The organism is Streptomyces sp. NPDC093065, from assembly GCF_044754585.1.
Taxonomy (GTDB): domain Bacteria; phylum Actinomycetota; class Actinomycetes; order Streptomycetales; family Streptomycetaceae; genus Streptomyces.
This window is the reverse complement of the sequence record NZ_JBIVPJ010000044.1, coordinates 1-18,140: the sequence shown is the minus strand read 5'-3', so window position 1 is coordinate 18,140 and position 18,140 is coordinate 1. Positions and strand designations below refer to the sequence as shown.

General features: G+C 68.3%; 18 protein-coding genes. 3 read left to right on the top strand and 15 right to left on the bottom strand.

The features are described 5' to 3' along the window. Positions 1-163 precede the first annotated feature (163 nt). Both ACIQFU_RS37935 and ACIQFU_RS37930 read right to left on the bottom strand, forming a co-directional pair. Complete coding sequence (locus ACIQFU_RS37935; protein WP_402557894.1) at positions 164-997, bottom strand: alpha/beta fold hydrolase; 834 nt, start codon at positions 995-997, stop codon at positions 164-166. A gap of 240 nt (positions 998-1,237) precedes the next feature. Further along, complete coding sequence (locus ACIQFU_RS37930; protein WP_402557892.1) at positions 1,238-1,636, bottom strand: ATP-binding protein; 399 nt, start codon at positions 1,634-1,636, stop codon at positions 1,238-1,240. Between the two features lie 413 nt (positions 1,637-2,049). Here ACIQFU_RS37930 and ACIQFU_RS37925 point away from each other — a divergent pair, with 413 nt between their 5' ends. After that, positions 2,050-2,472 (top strand): SsgA family sporulation/cell division regulator, encoded by a 423-nt coding sequence (locus tag ACIQFU_RS37925; RefSeq protein WP_402557890.1) that lies wholly within the window; start codon positions 2,050-2,052, stop codon positions 2,470-2,472. A 30-nt stretch (positions 2,473-2,502) separates the two neighbouring features. Here ACIQFU_RS37925 and ACIQFU_RS37920 read toward each other — a convergent pair whose 3' ends face one another. From ACIQFU_RS37920 to ACIQFU_RS37860, 13 genes are all read right to left on the bottom strand, one after another. Then, positions 2,503-3,240, bottom strand: a complete 738-nt coding sequence (locus ACIQFU_RS37920; protein ID WP_402557888.1) for a GNAT family N-acetyltransferase — start codon at positions 3,238-3,240, stop codon at positions 2,503-2,505. Between the two features lie 354 nt (positions 3,241-3,594). After that, positions 3,595-5,115, bottom strand: coding sequence for a long-chain fatty acid--CoA ligase (locus tag ACIQFU_RS37915; RefSeq protein WP_402557886.1), 1,521 nt, complete (start codon positions 5,113-5,115; stop codon positions 3,595-3,597). 186 nt (positions 5,116-5,301) lie between these two features. Continuing rightward, positions 5,302-6,744: an MmgE/PrpD family protein gene (locus tag ACIQFU_RS37910; protein ID WP_402557885.1), complete on the bottom strand. Its 1,443-nt coding sequence runs from the start codon at positions 6,742-6,744 to the stop codon at positions 5,302-5,304. Further along, entirely contained in the window at positions 6,741-7,532 is a 792-nt protein-coding gene (locus ACIQFU_RS37905; RefSeq protein ID WP_398329787.1) for an ABC transporter permease, read from the bottom strand. The genes ACIQFU_RS37910 and ACIQFU_RS37905 overlap by 4 nt, the downstream gene beginning before the upstream one ends. Then, the gene (locus ACIQFU_RS37900) at positions 7,529-8,338 is read right to left on the bottom strand and encodes an ABC transporter permease (protein ID WP_134655959.1); all 810 of its coding nucleotides are present in this window, start codon (positions 8,336-8,338) and stop codon (positions 7,529-7,531) included. The genes ACIQFU_RS37905 and ACIQFU_RS37900 overlap by 4 nt, the downstream gene beginning before the upstream one ends. Next, on the bottom strand, positions 8,335-9,162 hold the full coding sequence (locus ACIQFU_RS37895; protein ID WP_402557884.1) for an ABC transporter ATP-binding protein: 828 nt from the start codon (positions 9,160-9,162) through the stop codon (positions 8,335-8,337). The genes ACIQFU_RS37900 and ACIQFU_RS37895 overlap by 4 nt, the downstream gene beginning before the upstream one ends. Before the next feature lie 7 nt (positions 9,163-9,169). Then, complete coding sequence (locus ACIQFU_RS37890) at positions 9,170-10,162, bottom strand: ABC transporter substrate-binding protein (RefSeq protein ID WP_402557883.1); 993 nt, start codon at positions 10,160-10,162, stop codon at positions 9,170-9,172. Then, complete coding sequence (locus tag ACIQFU_RS37885) at positions 10,159-10,692, bottom strand: 3-isopropylmalate dehydratase (protein ID WP_402557882.1); 534 nt, start codon at positions 10,690-10,692, stop codon at positions 10,159-10,161. Before ACIQFU_RS37885 ends, ACIQFU_RS37890 begins: the two co-directional genes overlap by 4 nt. Next, positions 10,689-11,951 (bottom strand): aconitase/3-isopropylmalate dehydratase large subunit family protein, encoded by a 1,263-nt coding sequence (locus ACIQFU_RS37880; protein WP_402557880.1) that lies wholly within the window; start codon positions 11,949-11,951, stop codon positions 10,689-10,691. The genes ACIQFU_RS37885 and ACIQFU_RS37880 overlap by 4 nt, the downstream gene beginning before the upstream one ends. Further along, the gene (locus ACIQFU_RS37875; RefSeq protein WP_402557879.1) at positions 11,944-12,801 is read right to left on the bottom strand and encodes an oxaloacetate decarboxylase; all 858 of its coding nucleotides are present in this window, start codon (positions 12,799-12,801) and stop codon (positions 11,944-11,946) included. The genes ACIQFU_RS37880 and ACIQFU_RS37875 overlap by 8 nt, the downstream gene beginning before the upstream one ends. After that, positions 12,794-13,561 (bottom strand): IclR family transcriptional regulator, encoded by a 768-nt coding sequence (locus ACIQFU_RS37870; RefSeq protein WP_402557878.1) that lies wholly within the window; start codon positions 13,559-13,561, stop codon positions 12,794-12,796. The genes ACIQFU_RS37875 and ACIQFU_RS37870 overlap by 8 nt, the downstream gene beginning before the upstream one ends. Positions 13,562-13,987: 426 nt before the next feature. Beyond that, on the bottom strand, positions 13,988-14,815 hold the full coding sequence (locus ACIQFU_RS37865; protein WP_402557876.1) for an IclR family transcriptional regulator: 828 nt from the start codon (positions 14,813-14,815) through the stop codon (positions 13,988-13,990). 211 nt (positions 14,816-15,026) lie between these two features. Next, entirely contained in the window at positions 15,027-15,935 is a 909-nt protein-coding gene (locus ACIQFU_RS37860) for an ABC transporter substrate-binding protein (RefSeq protein ID WP_402557874.1), read from the bottom strand. Between the two features lie 278 nt (positions 15,936-16,213). On the opposite strand from ACIQFU_RS37860, the gene ACIQFU_RS37855 reads away from it, so the two are divergent. Both ACIQFU_RS37855 and ACIQFU_RS37850 read left to right on the top strand, forming a co-directional pair. Continuing rightward, entirely contained in the window at positions 16,214-16,942 is a 729-nt protein-coding gene (locus ACIQFU_RS37855; RefSeq protein ID WP_381609218.1) for an L-threonylcarbamoyladenylate synthase, read from the top strand. A gap of 280 nt (positions 16,943-17,222) precedes the next feature. Continuing rightward, the gene (locus ACIQFU_RS37850; protein ID WP_402557872.1) at positions 17,223-18,074 is read left to right on the top strand and encodes an SDR family NAD(P)-dependent oxidoreductase; all 852 of its coding nucleotides are present in this window, start codon (positions 17,223-17,225) and stop codon (positions 18,072-18,074) included. Positions 18,075-18,140: the final 66 nt, after the last annotated feature.

Here is an 18,140-nt window from a genome sequence, read left to right as displayed (position 1 = left end):
CGAAAGCTCAACAGCTCCGGGCTCAGCTACGTTCTCACTGGTCATCGATGCATCCTCCATGATCGGGAGTTACACCGAACGATTTACAGTCCCCGCAGTCCCGCATTTCGGCAGCGCCATGGCCGGGGAAGGCGATCTTCCCCGGCCATGGTGTGAGGGTTTGTCAGCGAGTGCCGCGGTCCGCCTGCTTGACCAGGTCCGCGACCGCCTTGGGGTGACTGACCATGGCGGCGTGCGAAGAGTTGATCTCGACGGCGTGGGCGCCGATGCGCTTGGCCTCCCAGCGCTGGAGGTTGGTGCTGTTCGCATGGTCCTGCTTGGCGATCAGGAACCACGAGGGAATGGTCCTCCATGCGGCAGCTGTGGCGGGCTCGTTGAGGGTGGCTATGTCGACCGGCTCCTGCGTGTCCGCCATGTCGGCCGCCAGGGTCGGATTGACGTCCGCGGCAAAAGTCTCGCGGAACTTGGCCGGGTCGATGTACGCGTCGCTGCCTCGGGTCCCGTCCGGCTTGGTGAACTCCACCTGCTTCAGCGGAAGAGCCGGCGCGGGGTTGTCCACCGGATGGGCCTTCAGATCGGCCAGGGACTCGCCGACATCCGGGACCGAGGCCGCCACGTAGACGAGGGCCTTGACGTCCGGGTCACCGGCGGCCGCCTGGGTGATGACTGCTCCGCCGTACGAGTGACCGGCCAGGATGATGGGACCCTTGATGCTGTTGAGGAAGTCCCGAACGTAGGCGGCGTCGCTGGCGAGGCCGCGCAGCGGGTTGCTGGCGGCACGGACCGGGTAGCCCTCCTTGCGCAGGCGGTCCATCGCCCCGTACCACCCGGAGGAGTCCGCGAAGGCTCCGTGGACGAAGACAACGGTCGGCTTGGGCTTGTCGACGTGGTGCTCTGCGGAGCTGCCGGCGGCGGCAGCGGCCGGAATGTAGACAGCTGCCGCGGTCGCAAGAGCGGTGGCGACGACGGCGGACCGCCGAATTGAAGGCAGAATCACTGGAATCTCATCCTAGGTAGATAGAACGTTCACTCTCTCTGGATCAGACTCTCGCACGATCGGGCCCGGGACAGCAAGGCAGAACGTTCTATCTACCATGTGATGAGCGCGACAGTCGCCTGCGCAGCGAAGCTCTCACCCGTCGGACGGACGACTGTTCACCCCTCCCCCAGATGAAAGCAGCAGCCCCAGCGGCTCTCCCCCGCGTTCCGGCTTCCTCCAGGACAACGGCACCGGTTTCTACGCAGCGACGAATTCAGCCCATGTGGTGCAACCGCCGGCACCGACTCCCCAGCTATGAGCGAGTGCGGCCACTATCGCCAGCCCCCGCCCCCTCAGGGCGTCCGGATCCGCGCTACGAAGGAGAGCGGGTGCAGAGCTGGAATCGGAGACTTCAATGATCACTCTGCCGGCCGTCTCCACGATGCTCAGCGTGACGCGACCACAGCCGTGCTCAATCGCGTTCGCCACGAATTCGGATACGACCAACCGAACATCGTCGACGAGTGAATCCTTCATGCCCCATAGCCGCAGAACCGATGCTGCGGAGCGCCGAATATCGGACACGGCCGACAACTCACGAGGGACGACGGTCTCGAAGGAGTGGTGCGACTGCTTGAGCAACAGGGTGCGCGACATGGCGAGTCTCCTCAGGTCGCCGACGTGCGAGCCCCTGAAGCGCAGGCAGGTCCGGCCAGGAGAAGTGCTGTATGTAGCGCTCACTATACGGCAATCCGGCGCAATGGCAAGCTGCGCAGCGGACGGGCCGCGCACGCCTCTACCGGGATTGCATTACTTGGCAGTATCGGAAAGCCGTACGGATGCTGCGTCTCGCATGTCGGACGAGCGCCCAATGACCTAAGTCACGAACACCGGATATTCTCTTTTCCTTTCGCCCGGCGTAAGTTCTTCGCGGTCCGGCCGCGAGACTCACGGCAAGTGGTGGAGCAGGGCAGCGAACTGGTTCGTCATCAGTCATACGGCAAGCACTGCAACACAGGAGCAGTCGCATCACTGGACCCGACCCGACACCCGTTCCATGGAGTATCACCATGCCCCTCGCAGAACTTGACTGCGCACTACAGCTTGTGGTGGCCGCAGACCGGAGCATTCCTGTGTCCGCCCGTTTTTCCTACCTGACACAGGACCCGTACAGCGTTCATGTCACCTTCTACGTCGAGGGGTTCCCCCCAGTCAGCTGGGTGTTTGCCCGCGACCTCCTGACGGAGGGTGCCGTCCGGCCGAGCGGTCTCGGTGATGTGCGGATATGGCCGGAGAGAACGGAGCACTCGCACTGCATGTGGCTTGAGCTGACCTCTCCGCACGGTCGGGCGCTACTGACCATGCCCGCGGAAACGATGACGCCGTGGCTGGCGCGGACCCAGCTCCTGGTGCCGGCAGGTTCCGAGGAAGCAGCACCGGATCTCGACGGCGAGTTGTCCCGGCTGTTGGGCGAGGTCGCAGAGGGGGCTTGACCCCTGGGAAGAAGGATTGCGCTGCTCATCTCATCCGCGACTACCGTCCTCCACACGGATCAGCGCCTCTGCGGTCGCTCCAGCCGTGTACTCCACCTCGGCGTCCAGGCCCTGCAGGATGGACAGCATCCGTACATTGCTCCGCCCCGTTGCGGCCGATATCGCCCGGCAACCGGGTGCGACGGTGTGAGCCAGCCCCACCATGTAGCTGACGAGGGCCGGGCCCAGCCCCTGTCCGTGCCATGAGTCCTCAACCAGCACGGCAAGCTCGCGGACGTGCGACTTTGGTGTGCGCATGAGGTGTGTGAGGGCGACGACGCGCGACGGATTGTCGGCCGGGACGGTGACCAGCGTGAGTCCGTGGGCCCGGTCGCAGAGAGTCGACCACTCCCGGTGTGACAGGCCCCGCCGGGCGGCACCGTACCGGGCATAGCGCGACTCGAGCGAGCACTTGGCGTGCATCTCGTTGACCGCCTCGTAGTCGTCAGCGGACGCGGGCCGGGTCAACGTGACGCGACCGGTGCGCGTGGCCATGCGCACCGACGGGGGATCGAGCGTTGCCGACGCCGGGATGGCCGTCTGTTGCGGCATCGCGGGCGGGAAATGTGCGACTTTCAGGCCGGCCGACCTTCGGCTGACGGCGCGACAGGAGACCCCCGGGCTGGTCCTGTTCGGCATCATCCACTCTCCTCCCCGCTCCAGCGCGACGAGCGCGGCCGCACCGACGGACACCAGACCGGTGATTCGACGAGCCATGGGATCGAACACCCCTCTCGCGTAACGAACGTTCTACCTTTGCGAACCTTCGCAAGATCGCGAGCCAGTGTCAATACCGAACGTTCTCCCTCAACCTCCCTCGACTCTCCTGTGCCGCCGTTCTGGCCGACCATGGTGCGTACCGGGGTGCACGGCTCGCACCCCGGAGTCGCACGAACCAGGGCAGGACGACGTTGGCATCCCTCAGAATGCTCATGAGCACAACGCCCGCTTGCCATCGACCGATCCTGTCGAGAAGCACCTGCCAGTCCCTCGGGGACACCGTCCCCTCGCGTGATGCCCTCACCGTCGGCTGAGGCGCCCCCGGTGAGACGGGACCAAAGACGGCGTCGGCTGTTCGCTCCGTCAGATCTCCCGCTTGAGGATCTTGCCGGTCGCGGTCAGCGGCAAGGAGTCGCAGAACTCGACGATGCGCGGGTACTTGTACGCCGCGATGCGCTCTTTGGCCCAGGCGACGATGTCTGCCTCGCCGACGTCGTCGTGGCCCTTCTTCTTGACGATGACCGCCTTGATCTCTTCACCGTGGGAATCGTGCGGGACACCGATCACCGCGGCCAGTGAGACGGCCGGGTGTGTCATCAGCAGGTCCTCGATCTCGCGCGGGTACACGTTGAAGCCGCCCCGCAGGATCATGTCCTTGACCCGGTCGACGATGTAATAGAAACCCTCCGTGTCCCTCCTGGCGAGGTCGCCGGTACGGAACCAGCCGTCCTTCATCGCCTCGGCGGTCGCCTCGGGACGGCCGTAGTATCCCTTCATCACGTTGTGGCCCTTGATCACTATCTCGCCGACCTCGTCGGGGTGGTCGGGCACGTCTGACCAGTCCCGGGCGATCAGCTTCATGTCGACGCCCGGGATCGGTACGCCGATCGACCCGACCCGGGGCTCCTGGCCGAGGACCGAGAACGACGCCACCGGCGAGGTCTCCGACAGGCCGTATCCCTCGAGAACGGTCACCCCGAACCTGGTCCCGAAGTCCTTGTGCACCTCGCCGGGCAGTGCCGAGCCACCGGACACCGCCATCCGCAGCCGGGCCGCCAGCGCGGAGACGTCCACGCCGTCGTCCAGCGCGCCGAGCAGGCCCCAGTACATGGTCGGCACGCCCGCGAAGAACGTGACGGTCTCGTTGAGCATCACGGTGAGCGCGGCCCGCGCGTCGAACCGAGGCAGCATGACAAGCGTGCCGCCGAAGGCGATCGCACCGTTCTGGATGACCGTTTGTCCGAACGAGTGGAACAGCGGCAGCACACACAGATACGTGTCCGGCCGTGCCTCGTCGATGGCGAAGATCTCCTTGCCGGCCAGCGCGTTGTCCCTCATGTTGCGGTGCCGCAGCTCCGCGCCCTTGGGCCGGCCGGTGGTGCCCGAGGTGTAGAGGATCACCGCGGTGTCGTCGTCGGAGACGTCGGCCGGCTCGAACTCGGACGGCTGGTCCGCCCAGGGCATGCGGTCCGGCGCGGCCGACATGTGAACCAGGCTGCGGCACGTGCGGCTGTCCTCGTACGCCTCTTTCGCCCACTCGCCGATGGGGAGGTCCGCCGTGCCTTCGAAGGCGAAGTAGGCGACCGCGTCGGAATCGTCCAGGTGGTAGGCGATTTCGCGGGGCTTGAGGAGCACGTTCAGCGGCACGACTGTCGCGCCTGCCTTGAGGATGCCGTAATAGACGATCGTGAAGTACGGCAGGTTCGGGCACGACAGGGCGACCTTGTCGCCCGGACGCACCCCGTCGCCCACGAGCAGATTGGCGACCTGGTTCGATGCCCCGTCGAGTTGGGCATAGGAAAGTCGGCTGTCGCCGAACACGATCGCCGTACGGTCGGGATGCTTCTCGGCGGTCGATTCCAGCAAGTCGGCGAGATTCGCCACGGGAGTCCTGCCTTTCAAGGGTGTTTGCTCTCTAGTCATGTGTGAGATCGGAGGGCCTGGGGATGTCGGGCATGGCTCATAGGGGGTGCCGCGGGCAGCACGCGACCGGCCTCATCCTCCGAGGCCCCCGTGGCGGCTTCCCGGCTCATGGAGAGACGGGGCTCGATCGCTGTTGTCTTTCCTGGGTCACAGCGACACGGCGAGAGCGGGAACGCAGGCCGCGAGATCGCCGATCAGAACGGAGGTGTCGGGCAGGGAGTCCAGGCCGAGCACCCTCTCTTCGACGCGGTCCCACCGGGCGGAGATGTCGATCGACTCGGCCAGACGACGTGCCTTCGTCACGACGTCGCCGTTCGGCAGGGGCCGGGTCGGCCCGCCCAGGGGGCCGTCGACCTCGATCTCCACGCGGTCCCCGCCGTGCGGGGTCAACCACATGCGGGCGCGGAAGCGGTCCTGGGGCCGGTCGAAGTCTTCGCAGTGGTGGACTTCCACGCGGTCCAGCAGCGACCAGACATCGTCGGCACGGATCCGGTCCCGGGTGAACTGCTCAGCGAGAACCTGGCCGTCCAACAGGGCCACCGCGACGGCGTACCCGATGTTCATCTGGGCGCCGATGGTCTCCAGCGGAGGCACGGGTCTCCACCACCCGTGGTGGTAGGCGGCGTGGGAGACCTCGACCGAGATCGAGGCGATGTCCTCGGGTCGGATTCCGCGCGAACGGGCCCGCAGGGCGCAGTCGATGGGGGCATGGGTGGCGGCCATCGCGGCGTATGGCTTCACACCCGTGTCCATGAGCACCCACTCCTCGCCCAGACCGTCGGTGATGAGTTCCGCACGAGGGGCGTGCCCTTCGCCGAATGCGGCGAGGAAGCCACCGTACTCGCGCTCGTACACACGCTTGATCCCGGTGTAGCCGGCCTCCGCGAGCGCCGCCGCGTACAGGCCGTTCCGGGAGGAGAAGCCGTGGTGCATCCGTTTGGACATGGCCTCGTACTGGGCGGCCATCAGGCCGGCGGACTGCGTCGCGGCCAGGCCCAGCGCGTCCTCGACCCGCGCCGCGTCTAGTCGGCGCAGCCACGCCGAGGTCGCGGCGCTCGCATGGGTGCCGAACACCGCGCCGGAGTGCCAGCCCCGGGAAAGCATCTCGGCGCCGTGCAACGCCAGTCCGACCCGTGGACCGACCTCGTAACCGGCGATCAGTGCCGTGAGCAGTTCCCGCCCGGAGACCGGCCGGCCGAGCCCGGCGATCGTGCTGAGGGCACTCGGGACGGTCAGTGAGTTGCTGTGCAGCGGTGCGCGCACGTGGTAGTCGTCGAGTTCGAAGCCCTGAATGAACGTGCCGTTCAGCAGGCACGCCGCCGGTGCCGACGTGGTGACGCCCCGTCCCAGCACCGGTACATCGCCCGCACCCTCCAGTGCGAGCACGGTGTCGACGGCCAGCTCCGACCAGGGCAGGCGGGCACCGACCAGCGCGCACGCGAGTCCGTCGAGAAGGAGGTGTCCCGCCCGTTCGCGCACGTCCTGCGGTACGTCCTCGTACCGGAGGTCAGCGATCCAGGTCGCCAGCAGGCCCGTCACGCCGTCGGGGTCGCTGGGGTCGCCGGCCGCCCCGCGGGAATCGGCGGTCACGCCGTCACCTCGTAGCGGCGGCGCACCCGGGATGCCAGTTGTTGCAGGGCCAGGGTCGGCACGAGCGCGAGAACGCCGATCAGAATGACCTGGCCGATGATGTTCTCCACTCGCGCGAGCGAGAGGTTGCGCAGCAACTCGTAGCCGAGCCCCGAGGAGCCCGCGAACATCTCCGCCAGTACCAGTCCGATCAGGGTGAGGCCGAAGCACAGGCACATGCCCGACGCGAGGGACGGCAGAACGCTGGGGGTCACTATGCGCCGCAGCAATGACCATCGCGACATGCCGAGACCGGCCGCCATCTTCAGATGCAGGCGGTTCACTCCGGCGGTGGCTTCGCCCATGATGAGGAACATCGGAAGAACACCCGAGACGAACGCGAAGGCGCCTCTGCTGAGGTCCCCGATCCCCAGGAAGAGCAGGAAGACGGGATACAGGACGATCTTGGGGACGCTGTTCAGGGCGTACACCAGCGGCAGGGCCGCCCGCGACCAGAAGGCGCTGAGCCCCAGCAGCATGCCGGTGACCGATCCCACGACGATCACCGCGACATAGGAGAGGAGGAGCACCCGGGCGCTGTCGGAAACACTGCTCATGAACCGGGGATCGCCGACGTCCGACCACAGGCTGCCCAGAGCTTGCCCGGGTCCGGGATAGACGGTGCTGTCGGCGAGCGCCGCCGTCACCGTCCAGAGCGCCACGATCGCCGCGGCGAGAAGCAGCGGCGGAAGCCACGCGGGGCCCTGACCGCGTCGGATCGCCGGCGCCGGCGTAGGAGTCGTGCTCATCGTCGCCTCCAGTCGAACGCGCGCAGCGCCGCGCCGAGCGCGAGGTTCGCCAGCAGGGCGAAGACGCTGACGAAGACGATGCCGGCGTACATGTCGACGGTATTGAAGTTGTTGTAGGCCCGGTTGACCACCTGGCCGAGCCCTGTGGTCGCGAGGATGAACTCCGCCGCGAGCACGGCGATGATCGCGTAGGCGAGGCCGAGTTTCAGGCCCACGAGGATGTCCGGCAGGGCTGCGGGCAGCATGATCTTGCGCAGTCGCTGTCTCCGTGTCATCTCCAGCGAACGCGCGAGCTTGGTGGCTATGGGTGGTACCGACTCGAAGCCGACCAGTGCGTTGGAGACGACGATCACGACGCTGAACAGCGTGGCCAGCAGGACGATCGGGACGACGCCTGTCCCGAACATCACGACCATCACCGGGTAGAGCGCGAAGATCGGAAGGGCGTAGAAGACGTTGACGTACGGCTTCACGGCGCGGTGCACCCAGCGCGAACGCGCCATCGCGTAGGCGACGGCGACGCCGGCCACCGCGGAGACGGCGAAGCTCAGGCAGATGAGCAGGACGCTCCGCAGCAGCGCGTCGACGACGAAGCCGGGATCCTTGAGCATCTCGACCGCCCGGGAGACCATCTCGCTGACCGGGATGAGGTCCAGTCGCGAGACCGCGCCCGACCGTGCGTACCACTCGATGGCGACCACGGCCGCGGCGACGAGCACGAGTGTCCATGCCGCGGACGGCAGTCCGGCCACCCGCCGCGGTGTCGGCCGCACGTACGAGGGGACGACGGAGGAACGTGTCTTCATCGTGTGCTCCTCGTCCCGACCATGGCCACTTCGGCCTCCTTGCGGATCTGCGCCCAGATCCGCTCCTGGGCCGCCGTGGCCGACGGTTCCGACAGGGCCGCGTGCGCACGCGGGCGGGGCAGGTCGATGGCGACCTCGTCGATGAACGTGCCGGGCCTGCGGCCCATCACCAGCACCCGGTCCGACAGCAGCACGGCCTCCTGAATGCTGTGGGTGATGAACAGGACGCCGCACCCGATCGACTCCACGACACGGAGGAGTTCCTCGGCCATCAGCATGCGGGTCTGTTCGTCGAGCGCGCCGAACGGCTCGTCGGCGAGAATGAGGTCCGGGTCGGTCGACATGGCTCGCGCCATGGCGACGCGCTGCCGCATACCGCCCGACAGCTGTGCGGGATAGTGGTTCTCGAAGCCGCCCAGCCCGACGATCTCGACGAGTTCCCTGGCGCGTTCCCGCCGTTCCCTGCGCCCGACGCCGCGCACTTCGAGCGCGAACGCCACGTTGTCGACGACCGTGCGCCACGGGAGGGTCGCGGATTCCTGGAAGACGATCGCGGTGCGCCGCCGGGGGCCGGTCAGCGGTGCGCCGTCCACCTCGACGGAGCCGTGGGCCGGGTCCTGCAGGGCGCCGATGATCTCGAGCAGGGTCGATTTGCCGCACCCGCTGGGTCCCACGATCGACACGAACTCGCCGCGCTCCATGGTGAGGTCGACGGGCCCGAGTGCGTGTACGGCGCCGAAGTGCTGCTCCACGCCTTCTACCCGCACGATCGGAGCCAGTGAGGTGGACAGGATGTCGTGCTGTTGTCTCGTCTGAGCGTTCATCGTCGACTCACTCGCATTCGGCCGGCAGCGTACTGGAGACGTTCTTGGGCAGGAACGTGGTCTGGAACAGGTCGCAGAACTTCAGTTCCTTGCGGTCCATGGCGATGCGCTGGGCCTCGACGGCCTGATCGATGGCCTCGGCGTCGAAGCCGGCACCCCAGTTGTCGTACTTGACCGCCTTGTTGACGAGGTCCGTGGCGGCATCGGTGTCGATGTCGATGTAGTCGGCGTAGAGCCGTGCGGCTCTGCCGGGGTTGTCGCGGATGAACTGAACCGACTGCGCGTAGCCCTCGACGACGGCCTTGACCGTGTCGGGGTGGTGCTCGGCGAATTCCGGCGTCGTGGTGATCACGCTCTGCTGGAACTTCTCCAGGTAGTCCGCGCTGGAGACGACCATGCGAAACTTGCCGGTCTTGGCCGCCACCGACGGCGGGACGACGGCGACGTCCACGTCGCCGGCCTCCAGCAGCGCGACTCCCTCCCCCACACCGCCGGAGGAGGTGCGCTCGATCTCCTGGGTGGCGCCCGCGACCCTGGGGAGCATGAATGACAGGGCCTGGGTCACCGACTGCGGGTTGGTGTAGGCCCAGTTCCGGACGTCCTTGATGGTCCGCACCTGTTTGTTGCTGTCGAGGGCGTAGAAATCGAGACCGTAGACGCTCTGTGTGGCACCGCTCACCACGGTCAGCGGCATGTCCGCGTCACTGGACTCCAGCACCGAGGTGAAGCCGACGTCCGCCATGGGGAGGTCGCCGCTGAGCATGTTGCGGATGGTCGTTCCGCCGCCCTTGCTCGGGACGATCTTGCCGATGGTCACACCGCGCTCGTCGAAGAAGCCCTGGTCCTTCCCGACCAGCCAGGGAATCGAGTAGAGCTCGGTGGCGTTGCTGACCGCGATGTCGAACGAGGTCGCGGACGCCTCGTCGCCGCCGCCTCCGCAGGCGCTGAGCACCAGGGCCGCGACACTCGTGGCGGCGACCAGGGAGTATCTGCCCCTCATGGTTTTCCTCCTGTGGTCGCGTCCCGGAGATCGAGGAAACCCTGGGATTCCAGGCGGTTGATCAGCCCGCCGCCCGCGATGAGCTCGACGACGAACCCCGGCAGGGGCTCGATGTGGTGCTCTGTTCCGCGCGTCTCATTGCGCAGCAGGCCGTCCGCGGAGTCGATCTCGACGACGTCGCCCTCGTCGATCAGCGTGCGCACGTCCGGGACGGCGAGCGCGGGGAGGCCGTAGTTGAGGGCATTGCGGTGGAACAGGGAGTTGTACTGTTCCGCGACGAGGCAGGAGATGCCCAGGTGGACGAAGAGTTCGGCACACGCGCGACTCGACCCGAGGCCGAAGTTCCTTCCCGCGACCACGATGTCGCCGGCCTCGACGAGGGCGGGCCAGCCCGGCCTGGTCGCGTCGAACATGTGCTGAGCCGCCTCGGGCACGGGCAGCTTCATCGCGAACCCCGGGTACATGTCGTCGGTGTTGACCTCGTCCCCGAACACCCAGGCGCGTCCTCGCACCCGCAGGGGTGACGTCATGCCGTCACCTCCGCAAGCTGGTCCGGCCCGGCGATGTACCCGGTCAGGGCCGACGCCGCGACGGTCGCGGGCGAGGCCATGTACACCTGCGCCTCCGTACTGCCCATGCGACCGCGGAAGTTCCGCGTACTGGAGGTGACGCAGACCTCGCCGGGGGCGAGGACGCCCATGTGGTAGCCGAAGCACGCTCCGCACGTGGAGTTGGTGACCACGGCGCCCGCCTCGACGAGTGCGGCGACATAGCCGCGTTTCACCGCCTCCAGGTACACCTGCTGCGAGGCAGGAGTGACGATCAGCCGTACGCCCGCCGCGACCTTGCGTCCCTCGACAACGCGCGCCGCGACCTCCAGATCTGCGAGCTGCCCATTGGCGCAGGACCCGATGAACGCCTGGTCGATACGAGTCCGGTCGAGGCCGCCGAGCGGCACCGCGTTGTTGATGACCGTGCCCGGCAGGGCCACCATCGGCTCGACCGTGCCGAGGTCGACGGTCCGCACGTCGGCGTAGACCGCGTCCGGATCGGGGTTGGCCGGGGTCCAGGACGCCTCGGGAGCCACCTCGGCCAGGAACGTCTCGGTGACGGCGTCGTACGGGAACAGCGTGAAGTCCGCGCCGATCTCCGCGCCCTGGGTCGCGATGGTCCGCCGATCCGACAAGGGCACGGACGCGAGCCCCGGGCCGCCGAACTCGAGTGCGTGATCGGTGGCATCGCCGTACTGCCCCGAGATCGTCAGGAAGATGTCCTTGCCGTTGACGTGTGCCGGCTTCGTCCCGGTGAGTTCGTAACGGATCGTGGGCGGTACGCGGTACCAGGTCCGGCCGGTGCAGAGCATCTGGAGGATCTCCAGCGGGCCCAGCCCCCGCGCGGCCGAGTTCAGCGCTCCGCCGGCGCAGGTGTGGGAATCGGTGCAGCACACCACCGTGCCCGGGAGCACCAGTCCCTGCTCGGCGACGACCTGGTGGACGATGCCGTGCCGCCCCACGTCGTAGAACCGGTCGATGCCGTGCTTGGCGGCGAACGCACGGGCCTTGATGCCGTGATCGGCGTCGCGTGGTGTGGGTGCCGGCACCGCGTGGTCGAGGACTATCGCGATCTTGTCGGGGTCGTGGACCGCTCGGACGTCGGCGAGCCGGTCGTGAGCGAACTGGACATCGATCACCACGGTCATGTCGACGTCGCACGTGACGATCTGTCCCGGCCGCACGTCGGCGCGTCCCGCCGCGCGAGCCAGGATCCGCTCGATGATGGTGTCAGGCACGGGAGCACTCCTTCGGTGCGCGCCGGGAGGCCCACTCGTCGAGACCGACGGCTTCGAACAGGGCGCGGGGGGAAGTGGCACGGCCGGGAGTGAGACGGCCGCCCGCGATCGCGGACAGGGCCCGGGTCATGGCCGTGAAGGCTGCGCCGACCGTCGCGGCGGGCAGGATCGCGCCCGCGTAGCCGAGCTGCTGAAGTTGCTCCCGGGACACCTCCGGCGATTTCCCTCCGGGCACGACGTTGAAGATGACCGGCACATCGATCGCCGACGGGATCGCCGCCACCTGGTCCAGCGTCTGCGGCGCCTCGACGAAGATCACGTCAGCGCCGGCCGCGGCGTACTGGCGCGCCCGGGAGACGGCGGCATCGAAGCCTTCGACCGCGATCGCATCGGTACGCGCCACGATCAGGGTTCCCCGGCGACGCGCGGCGAGCGCCGCCTCGATCTTGAGCGCGAACTCGTCGGCGTCCACGAGGACCTTGCCGTCGAGGTGCCCGCACCGCTTGGGAAACTCCTGGTCCTCAAGCTGAACGGCCGCCGCGCCGGCGTCTTCGTAGGTCCGCATGGTACGGAAGGTGTTGGTCTCGTCGCCGAACCCGGTATCGGCATCAGCGATCACCGGGACGTCCAGATGCCGCCGGGCCACGGAGATCGCGCGAGCCATCTCCGTGACGGTGGTCAGCCCGATGTCGGGCAGACCTTCACTGGCGGAGACGGCCGCACCGGAAACGTAGGCCGCCTCGACACCGGCACGCGAGGCGATCGCGGCCGACAGACCGTCGTAGACACCGGGAGCGACGAGGAGCCGGTCCCGCCGCAAGAGGTCGGTGAGTATCCGCGCTTCAGACATCGGCGTGCTCCTCGGCCGGGATGTGCCCCATGCGGGTGGCGATCGCTCTCGCGGTCGCCACCACGATCGGTCCCACGCGCTCGGCCTGCGCACGGTCGAGCCGGATGGACGGACCCCCGATCGCCAGCGCCGCCTCCGGCAGGCCGCCGAACCCCGGAACCGGGGCGGCGACGGAGTTGAGACCGACCTCGCGTTCACTTTCGGCAAAGGCCCAGCCGAGCTCACGCACCTCTTCCATCTGCCGGTCGAGCGCCTCCCGCGCACCGGCTGCCGCGTAGCGCTCCGGGCCGGCGTCCACAGCGGCACCGAGCGCGTCCTCGTCGAACGCCATGAAGCACTTGCCGGCCGCGCCGGCGTCGAGCGGAAGGACCTGGCCGACGTAGCCCCGGTAGATCACGGAATGGTACGAAGACGCCGCTTCCACGAGCACACGCGTGGCGCCCTGACGCACGTAGAGGCCCGTGCTCTCCCCCGTCACGTCACGAAGCTGCTCGACGAACGGCCGCGCGACGCCGAGCAGGCTCGACCCCGAACGCGCCGGGGCGCTCCAGACCAGGACACGCAGGCCCACACGGTAGGCGTCTCCCTCCCTCACCAGGAGCCCCTCCCGCAGGAGGGTGGAGACGATGCGCGCGACGGTGGTGGCGGGCAGTCCCGTGCGACTGCGGATGTCCGCCACCCCCAGACGAGGCGCCTTCTCAGTGAAGCAATCCAGTACGTCGCACGCACGTCCGAGTACGCGGACCCCGGGCTCAGCCATCGACCCTCCAACACCGCAGAGCGGTTCGCCAAACCGTATAGTGGTTTTGACGCTAGGTACGCGTCCCGGCGCCGTCAAGGTTTCGCACAGGTGTATTTCGCGGCGCAGCGTGTCTGCTGTTGACCGCCTCGTAACCTTCCAACGATGGAAGTCCTGCCGGAGGACGAGGCGCGAGTGAACCGTGGGTAGAGCTGCGGATGTACCGGCCCCGGCTTGGGTGACACGGGCGATCGGCACACCCGTCTACGGCATTGCCGTGGTCGCCGGCTCCCCGTGCCCGCCCACGCTCGCGTGGCCGGGCACGGTTCCGACCGAACGGCGCCGATCAGCAGCCACGGCCTTTTGCGAGCTGGTCCGGCGGACAAGCCCAGGTGGTTACGGCGACCGCAGGAGCGTCAGCGGCCGAAGTCGCCCGTCTCCTGTTCCTCAGCGGCGGGCACGGGGCACCGAGCCGGCCGCCTCTCCGGTTGCGCCACCCGGCACCCGCTCCGCCGGGGTGCCGCCGTATCCGAGGCGACGTGACAGGGCGTGAGCGGAGTCGGCGACCAGAGGGCCGAAGTCCTCGGCCGTCGCTCGGTCGAGCCGGAAGGAAGGACCGCCGATCCCGAGGGCCGCCACGACGGCTCCACTCGCGTCGAACACCGGCGCGGCCAGCGAGTTGAGGCCGGGCTCCCGCTCCTCCTCGGTCATCAGCCAGCCGTTGGCCCGGACGAACTCGAGCTGGCGGTCCAGCGCGATCCGTGACCTGCCCGGTACCTGGTCGGCGGTCTCGAGGAGGATCGCGTTCAGCACCCGCTCGTCGTAAGCCATGATCACCTTGCCCGCGGCCCCCGCGTGCATGGGCATGTGCTGGCCGACGTCGCCGCGGTAGATGATCGACCGCCGGCTGAGCTTGACGATGACGGCCACGCGCGTCGTACCGCGCCGGACATGAACCCCGGCGGTCTCACCGGTCACATCCCGCAGCCGTGCCGCCACCGGCTCGGCGGCGACCAGCAGGTCCGAGCCGGCCGAAGCCGCGGATGCCCAGCCCAGCACACGCAGGCCGACACAGTAGTCGTCGCCGGTCTTCTGCAGCACATCACTGGCGACCAGGGTGCGCACCAGTCGGGCGACCGTCGAGTTGGGCATGCCCGTGAGCCGCCGGATGTCGCTCAGCGACAGCCGGGTATGGTCCGTCGTGAAGCAGTCGAGGACGCGTACCGCCTTCTCCATGACGAGGATCGAGGGCTGGCCGGGCTGGCCGTCAGGCATTGTTCTGTTCTCCGTCTTCATGGCTCCACCGTCGGCGGCCGACGCCCGTCGGCAGTCTTCCCCACACGCGTCATCGGCAACGTTTCACGGTACTCGACGAGTTGCCGCGCGGGTATGCGGCCGGTCACTCACGACGCGCAACACCCGCTCCCGCTGTCGGTACGCCCTCGACGGCAGGGCCTGGTGACGGATCCGGCACCGTGTGCTCATGTCATGTGCCGCACTTCGTCGGCAGTTCCCTGGCGGCGCCCTCGGGCAGGAAGGAACCGTCGAAGAACTCGCAGTAGTCGACCTCGCCCTTGAACCCGCTGACGACGGCGGCCTCGGTGGCGCGCTCCAGCGCGGCGGGGTTGAAGCCGACGTTCCAGACGTTCGACTTGATGGCGCCTTCGACCACTCCGACCGCCGCCTTGACGGGCAGATCGACGTGCTCGGCGTAGAGCTGAGCGGCACGGTCCGGGTTCTCGGCGATCCACCGGGCCGACTCCTGCCAGCCGGCCAGGACGGCGCGCACCACGTCGGGGTGCTCCTCGGCGTAGGCCGGGCTGGTGGTGATGACACTCTGCTGGAAGTCCGTGAGGTAGTCGCTCGTCGCGACGACCTGCTTGAACTTGCCCTTGTTCCGGCTCGCCAGGGACGGCGGCAGCCATGCGGCGTCGACGGTGCCCGCCTCCAGCAGGGCCGCCCCCTCGCCGACTCCCCCGGCGGCGATGCGTTCGCCGTCAGTGGAGAGTCCCGCCTCCTTCGGGAGCAGGAACGACAGCGCGTAGACGGATGACCCGGGGTTGGTGTAGGCCCACTTCTTGATGTCGGCGATGCCGTTGACACGGTCGTTGTCGGCGAGCGCGTAGAACTCACCTCCGTAAGGGCCCTGCGCGCCGCCTCCGACGGCGCGTACCGGAATGTCCTGCGACCACGCGTCGAGCACGGACTTGTAGCCGATCTCGCCGATGGGAGCGTCGCCGGAGAGCTGCGTCCGCAGCGTGGCGCTCCCACCACTGCCGGCCAGGATGTTCTCGACTTCCACTCCGCGCTTGGAGAAGAAGTCCTGATCCTGGCCGACCAGCCAGGGGATCGCGAAGAACTCCGTCGCCGCCAGGACGGTGACGTCGATCTTCACTGGGTCGTTCGGGTCGGCGCCTCGGCCTCCGCTTCCGCCTCCGCACCCCGCGATGAGCAGTGCCGAAACGCCGACAAGGGCCCGAGCCACGAGACTTCGACGCACAATGCCTCCCGTTGACCGCATCGTGGCAACCCTTGCCACGAAACGGCATGAAGGTAGATGCTGCTCTTTGCCTCAGTCAATAGAACTGGCCGTTCCGCAGGTTCGGCCTCAGTGCACGACCGTTCCAGTCCGCAATGCGGCCTGGCACCCCACCTTTGAGCAAGGAGGCTCAGATGGGCAGGCACGACATCAACGCCGACGCGGGGCGCGTCCTCGACACGATCACGGCCGGTGGCGCGGTCATCCTTCCCGGCGACATCGGCTACGGTGCGGGGGCGAGCACGACGGACGCTCTGCACCGGTTGTTCGTCGCCAAGCGACGCGCCCCGCACAAGCGCCATGCGATGGTCGGCAACTACGAACTGCACCGCCAGGTCCACCTGCTGGGCCGCCGGGAGCAGGAGATCGTGGACGCGATCGTCCTCGACGCGGGGCTGCCGCTGTGCGTCGTCGCCGGCTTCCGGGCCGACCACCCCGTCGTCGCCGCGGTCGAACCCGAGACGCTGACCGCGAGCACGGTCGGGGACACGCTCGCGATGCTCGTCAACGGCGGCTGCCTCCAGGACGAGGTGGTCCGCCGCTGCACCGAGGCGGGGATCCCGTTCCTCGGCTCATCGGCCAACCTCACCGGCACCGGCACCAAGTTCCGGATCGAGGACATCCAGCAGCCGATCCTGGATGCCGTGGACCTGGTGATCGACTACGGGCTCCGCAAGTACCACCACTACCGGCGCTCCTCGACCATCATCGACTTCACCACGATGGAAGTCGTCCGCATCGGGTCGTGCTACGAGCTGATCAGCGACGTCATGGCCACCCAGTTCGGCATCCGGCTGCCCGTCGACCCGGGGCGCGAGGCCCTGCCCTCCGGCCACCTCCGCGAGCAGGCCCTCGCGACCTGAGCGGCCCGACCGGTACGGCAATCATCGCGTCGTCTGCGGAATCCGTCGCGATCCAGCACGGGTGAGCCCGTGCCCAGACTTATGGAGCCCGCCTGACGGGTCCACCGAATCTGTCGGTGGGCCCGTCCCCCAGGCGTTCGACGGCGCCGGTTCGCCGAGGCGGGGGGGCGGAGGGAGGGTCCCCCGGACGCAGTCGTGCCCCGGCACGCGGCGACCCAGTGATCAAGGTGGGGGTATCGCTCCCTCCCGCACCTGCCGGAACGCTCATACCGTCGGTCCCATGACCAGTCATTCTCACAGCGCGGACCCCGCGCGCACACTTCATCGGCCTTCGGCGGGCGTGGCCACGGACCCGGTCAGGACCTCGGCCGCCGCCCCCCTCGGCGGCACCGTCGCCCTGGTAACCGGAGCCAGCAGCGGAATCGGCGAGGGCACCGCGCTCGCGCTGGCCGCTCTCGGGGCACGCGTGACCGTCGTGGCCCGTCGCGCGGACCGTCTCGACGCACTCGTCGAAATGATCGAGAGCACCGGCGGGCACGCCCTGGCCGTGAGCGCCGACATCACGGACGAGGGACAGGCCCATACCGCCGTCGCCCGCACCCTGGAGACATACGGCCGCCTCGACACCGTCGTGGCCAACGCAGGCGCCATGATCCTCGGACCGATCACGGGTGCCGACACCGCCGACTGGCGCCGGATGATCGAACTCAACACGCTCGGCCTCATGTACACCTCCCACGCCGCCACCCCGCACCTGCTTGCGGCAGCGGCCGACGGCCCCCGCCGAGTCAGCGACATCGTCCTGGTCAGCAGCACAGCGGGGCGCATGGTCCGCGGCGGCGGCGGCGTCTACAACGCCAGCAAGTACGCGGTGACGGCCTTCGGAGAGGCCCTCCGCAAGGAGGTCACACAGCGGCACGTGCGCGTTTCGCTCGTCGAACCCGGCGCGGTCGAGACCGAGCTGCCGCTGCAGAACCGCCCGGAGGTCCAGAAGCGGATGTACCAGCGCTACTCCTCGATGGAGTGCCTGCGCCCCGCGGACGTGGCGGACACCATCGCCTTCATCGTCACCCGCCCACGCCACGTCGCGGTGAACGAGATCCTGGTCCGGCCCACGGAGCAGCAGGAGTGACCGGCGCGACACCTGGGGTGCCTGTTGCGTCCGCGTGGGTGCAGCACACCCACGCCCCGCGGGCCG

What these genes read in the sequence shown, in the direction of transcription:
- ACIQFU_RS37930 (WP_402557892.1), bottom strand. Translation starts at nt 1,636, where the DNA reads ATGTCGCGCACCCTGTTGCTCAAGCAGTCGCACCACTCCTTCGAGACC.
- ACIQFU_RS37925 (WP_402557890.1), top strand. Translation starts at nt 2,050, where the DNA reads ATGCCCCTCGCAGAACTTGACTGCGCACTACAGCTTGTGGTGGCCGCA.
- ACIQFU_RS37905 (WP_398329787.1), bottom strand. Translation starts at nt 7,532, where the DNA reads ATGAGCACGACTCCTACGCCGGCGCCGGCGATCCGACGCGGTCAGGGC.
- ACIQFU_RS37900 (WP_134655959.1), bottom strand. Translation starts at nt 8,338, where the DNA reads ATGAAGACACGTTCCTCCGTCGTCCCCTCGTACGTGCGGCCGACACCG.
- ACIQFU_RS37895 (WP_402557884.1), bottom strand. Translation starts at nt 9,162, where the DNA reads ATGAACGCTCAGACGAGACAACAGCACGACATCCTGTCCACCTCACTG.
- ACIQFU_RS37890 (WP_402557883.1), bottom strand. Translation starts at nt 10,162, where the DNA reads ATGAGGGGCAGATACTCCCTGGTCGCCGCCACGAGTGTCGCGGCCCTG.
- ACIQFU_RS37885 (WP_402557882.1), bottom strand. Translation starts at nt 10,692, where the DNA reads ATGACGTCACCCCTGCGGGTGCGAGGACGCGCCTGGGTGTTCGGGGAC.
- ACIQFU_RS37875 (WP_402557879.1), bottom strand. Translation starts at nt 12,801, where the DNA reads ATGTCTGAAGCGCGGATACTCACCGACCTCTTGCGGCGGGACCGGCTC.
- ACIQFU_RS37870 (WP_402557878.1), bottom strand. Translation starts at nt 13,561, where the DNA reads ATGGCTGAGCCCGGGGTCCGCGTACTCGGACGTGCGTGCGACGTACTG.
- ACIQFU_RS37865 (WP_402557876.1), bottom strand. Translation starts at nt 14,815, where the DNA reads ATGCCTGACGGCCAGCCCGGCCAGCCCTCGATCCTCGTCATGGAGAAG.
- ACIQFU_RS37855 (WP_381609218.1), top strand. Translation starts at nt 16,214, where the DNA reads ATGGGCAGGCACGACATCAACGCCGACGCGGGGCGCGTCCTCGACACG.
- ACIQFU_RS37850 (WP_402557872.1), top strand. Translation starts at nt 17,223, where the DNA reads ATGACCAGTCATTCTCACAGCGCGGACCCCGCGCGCACACTTCATCGG.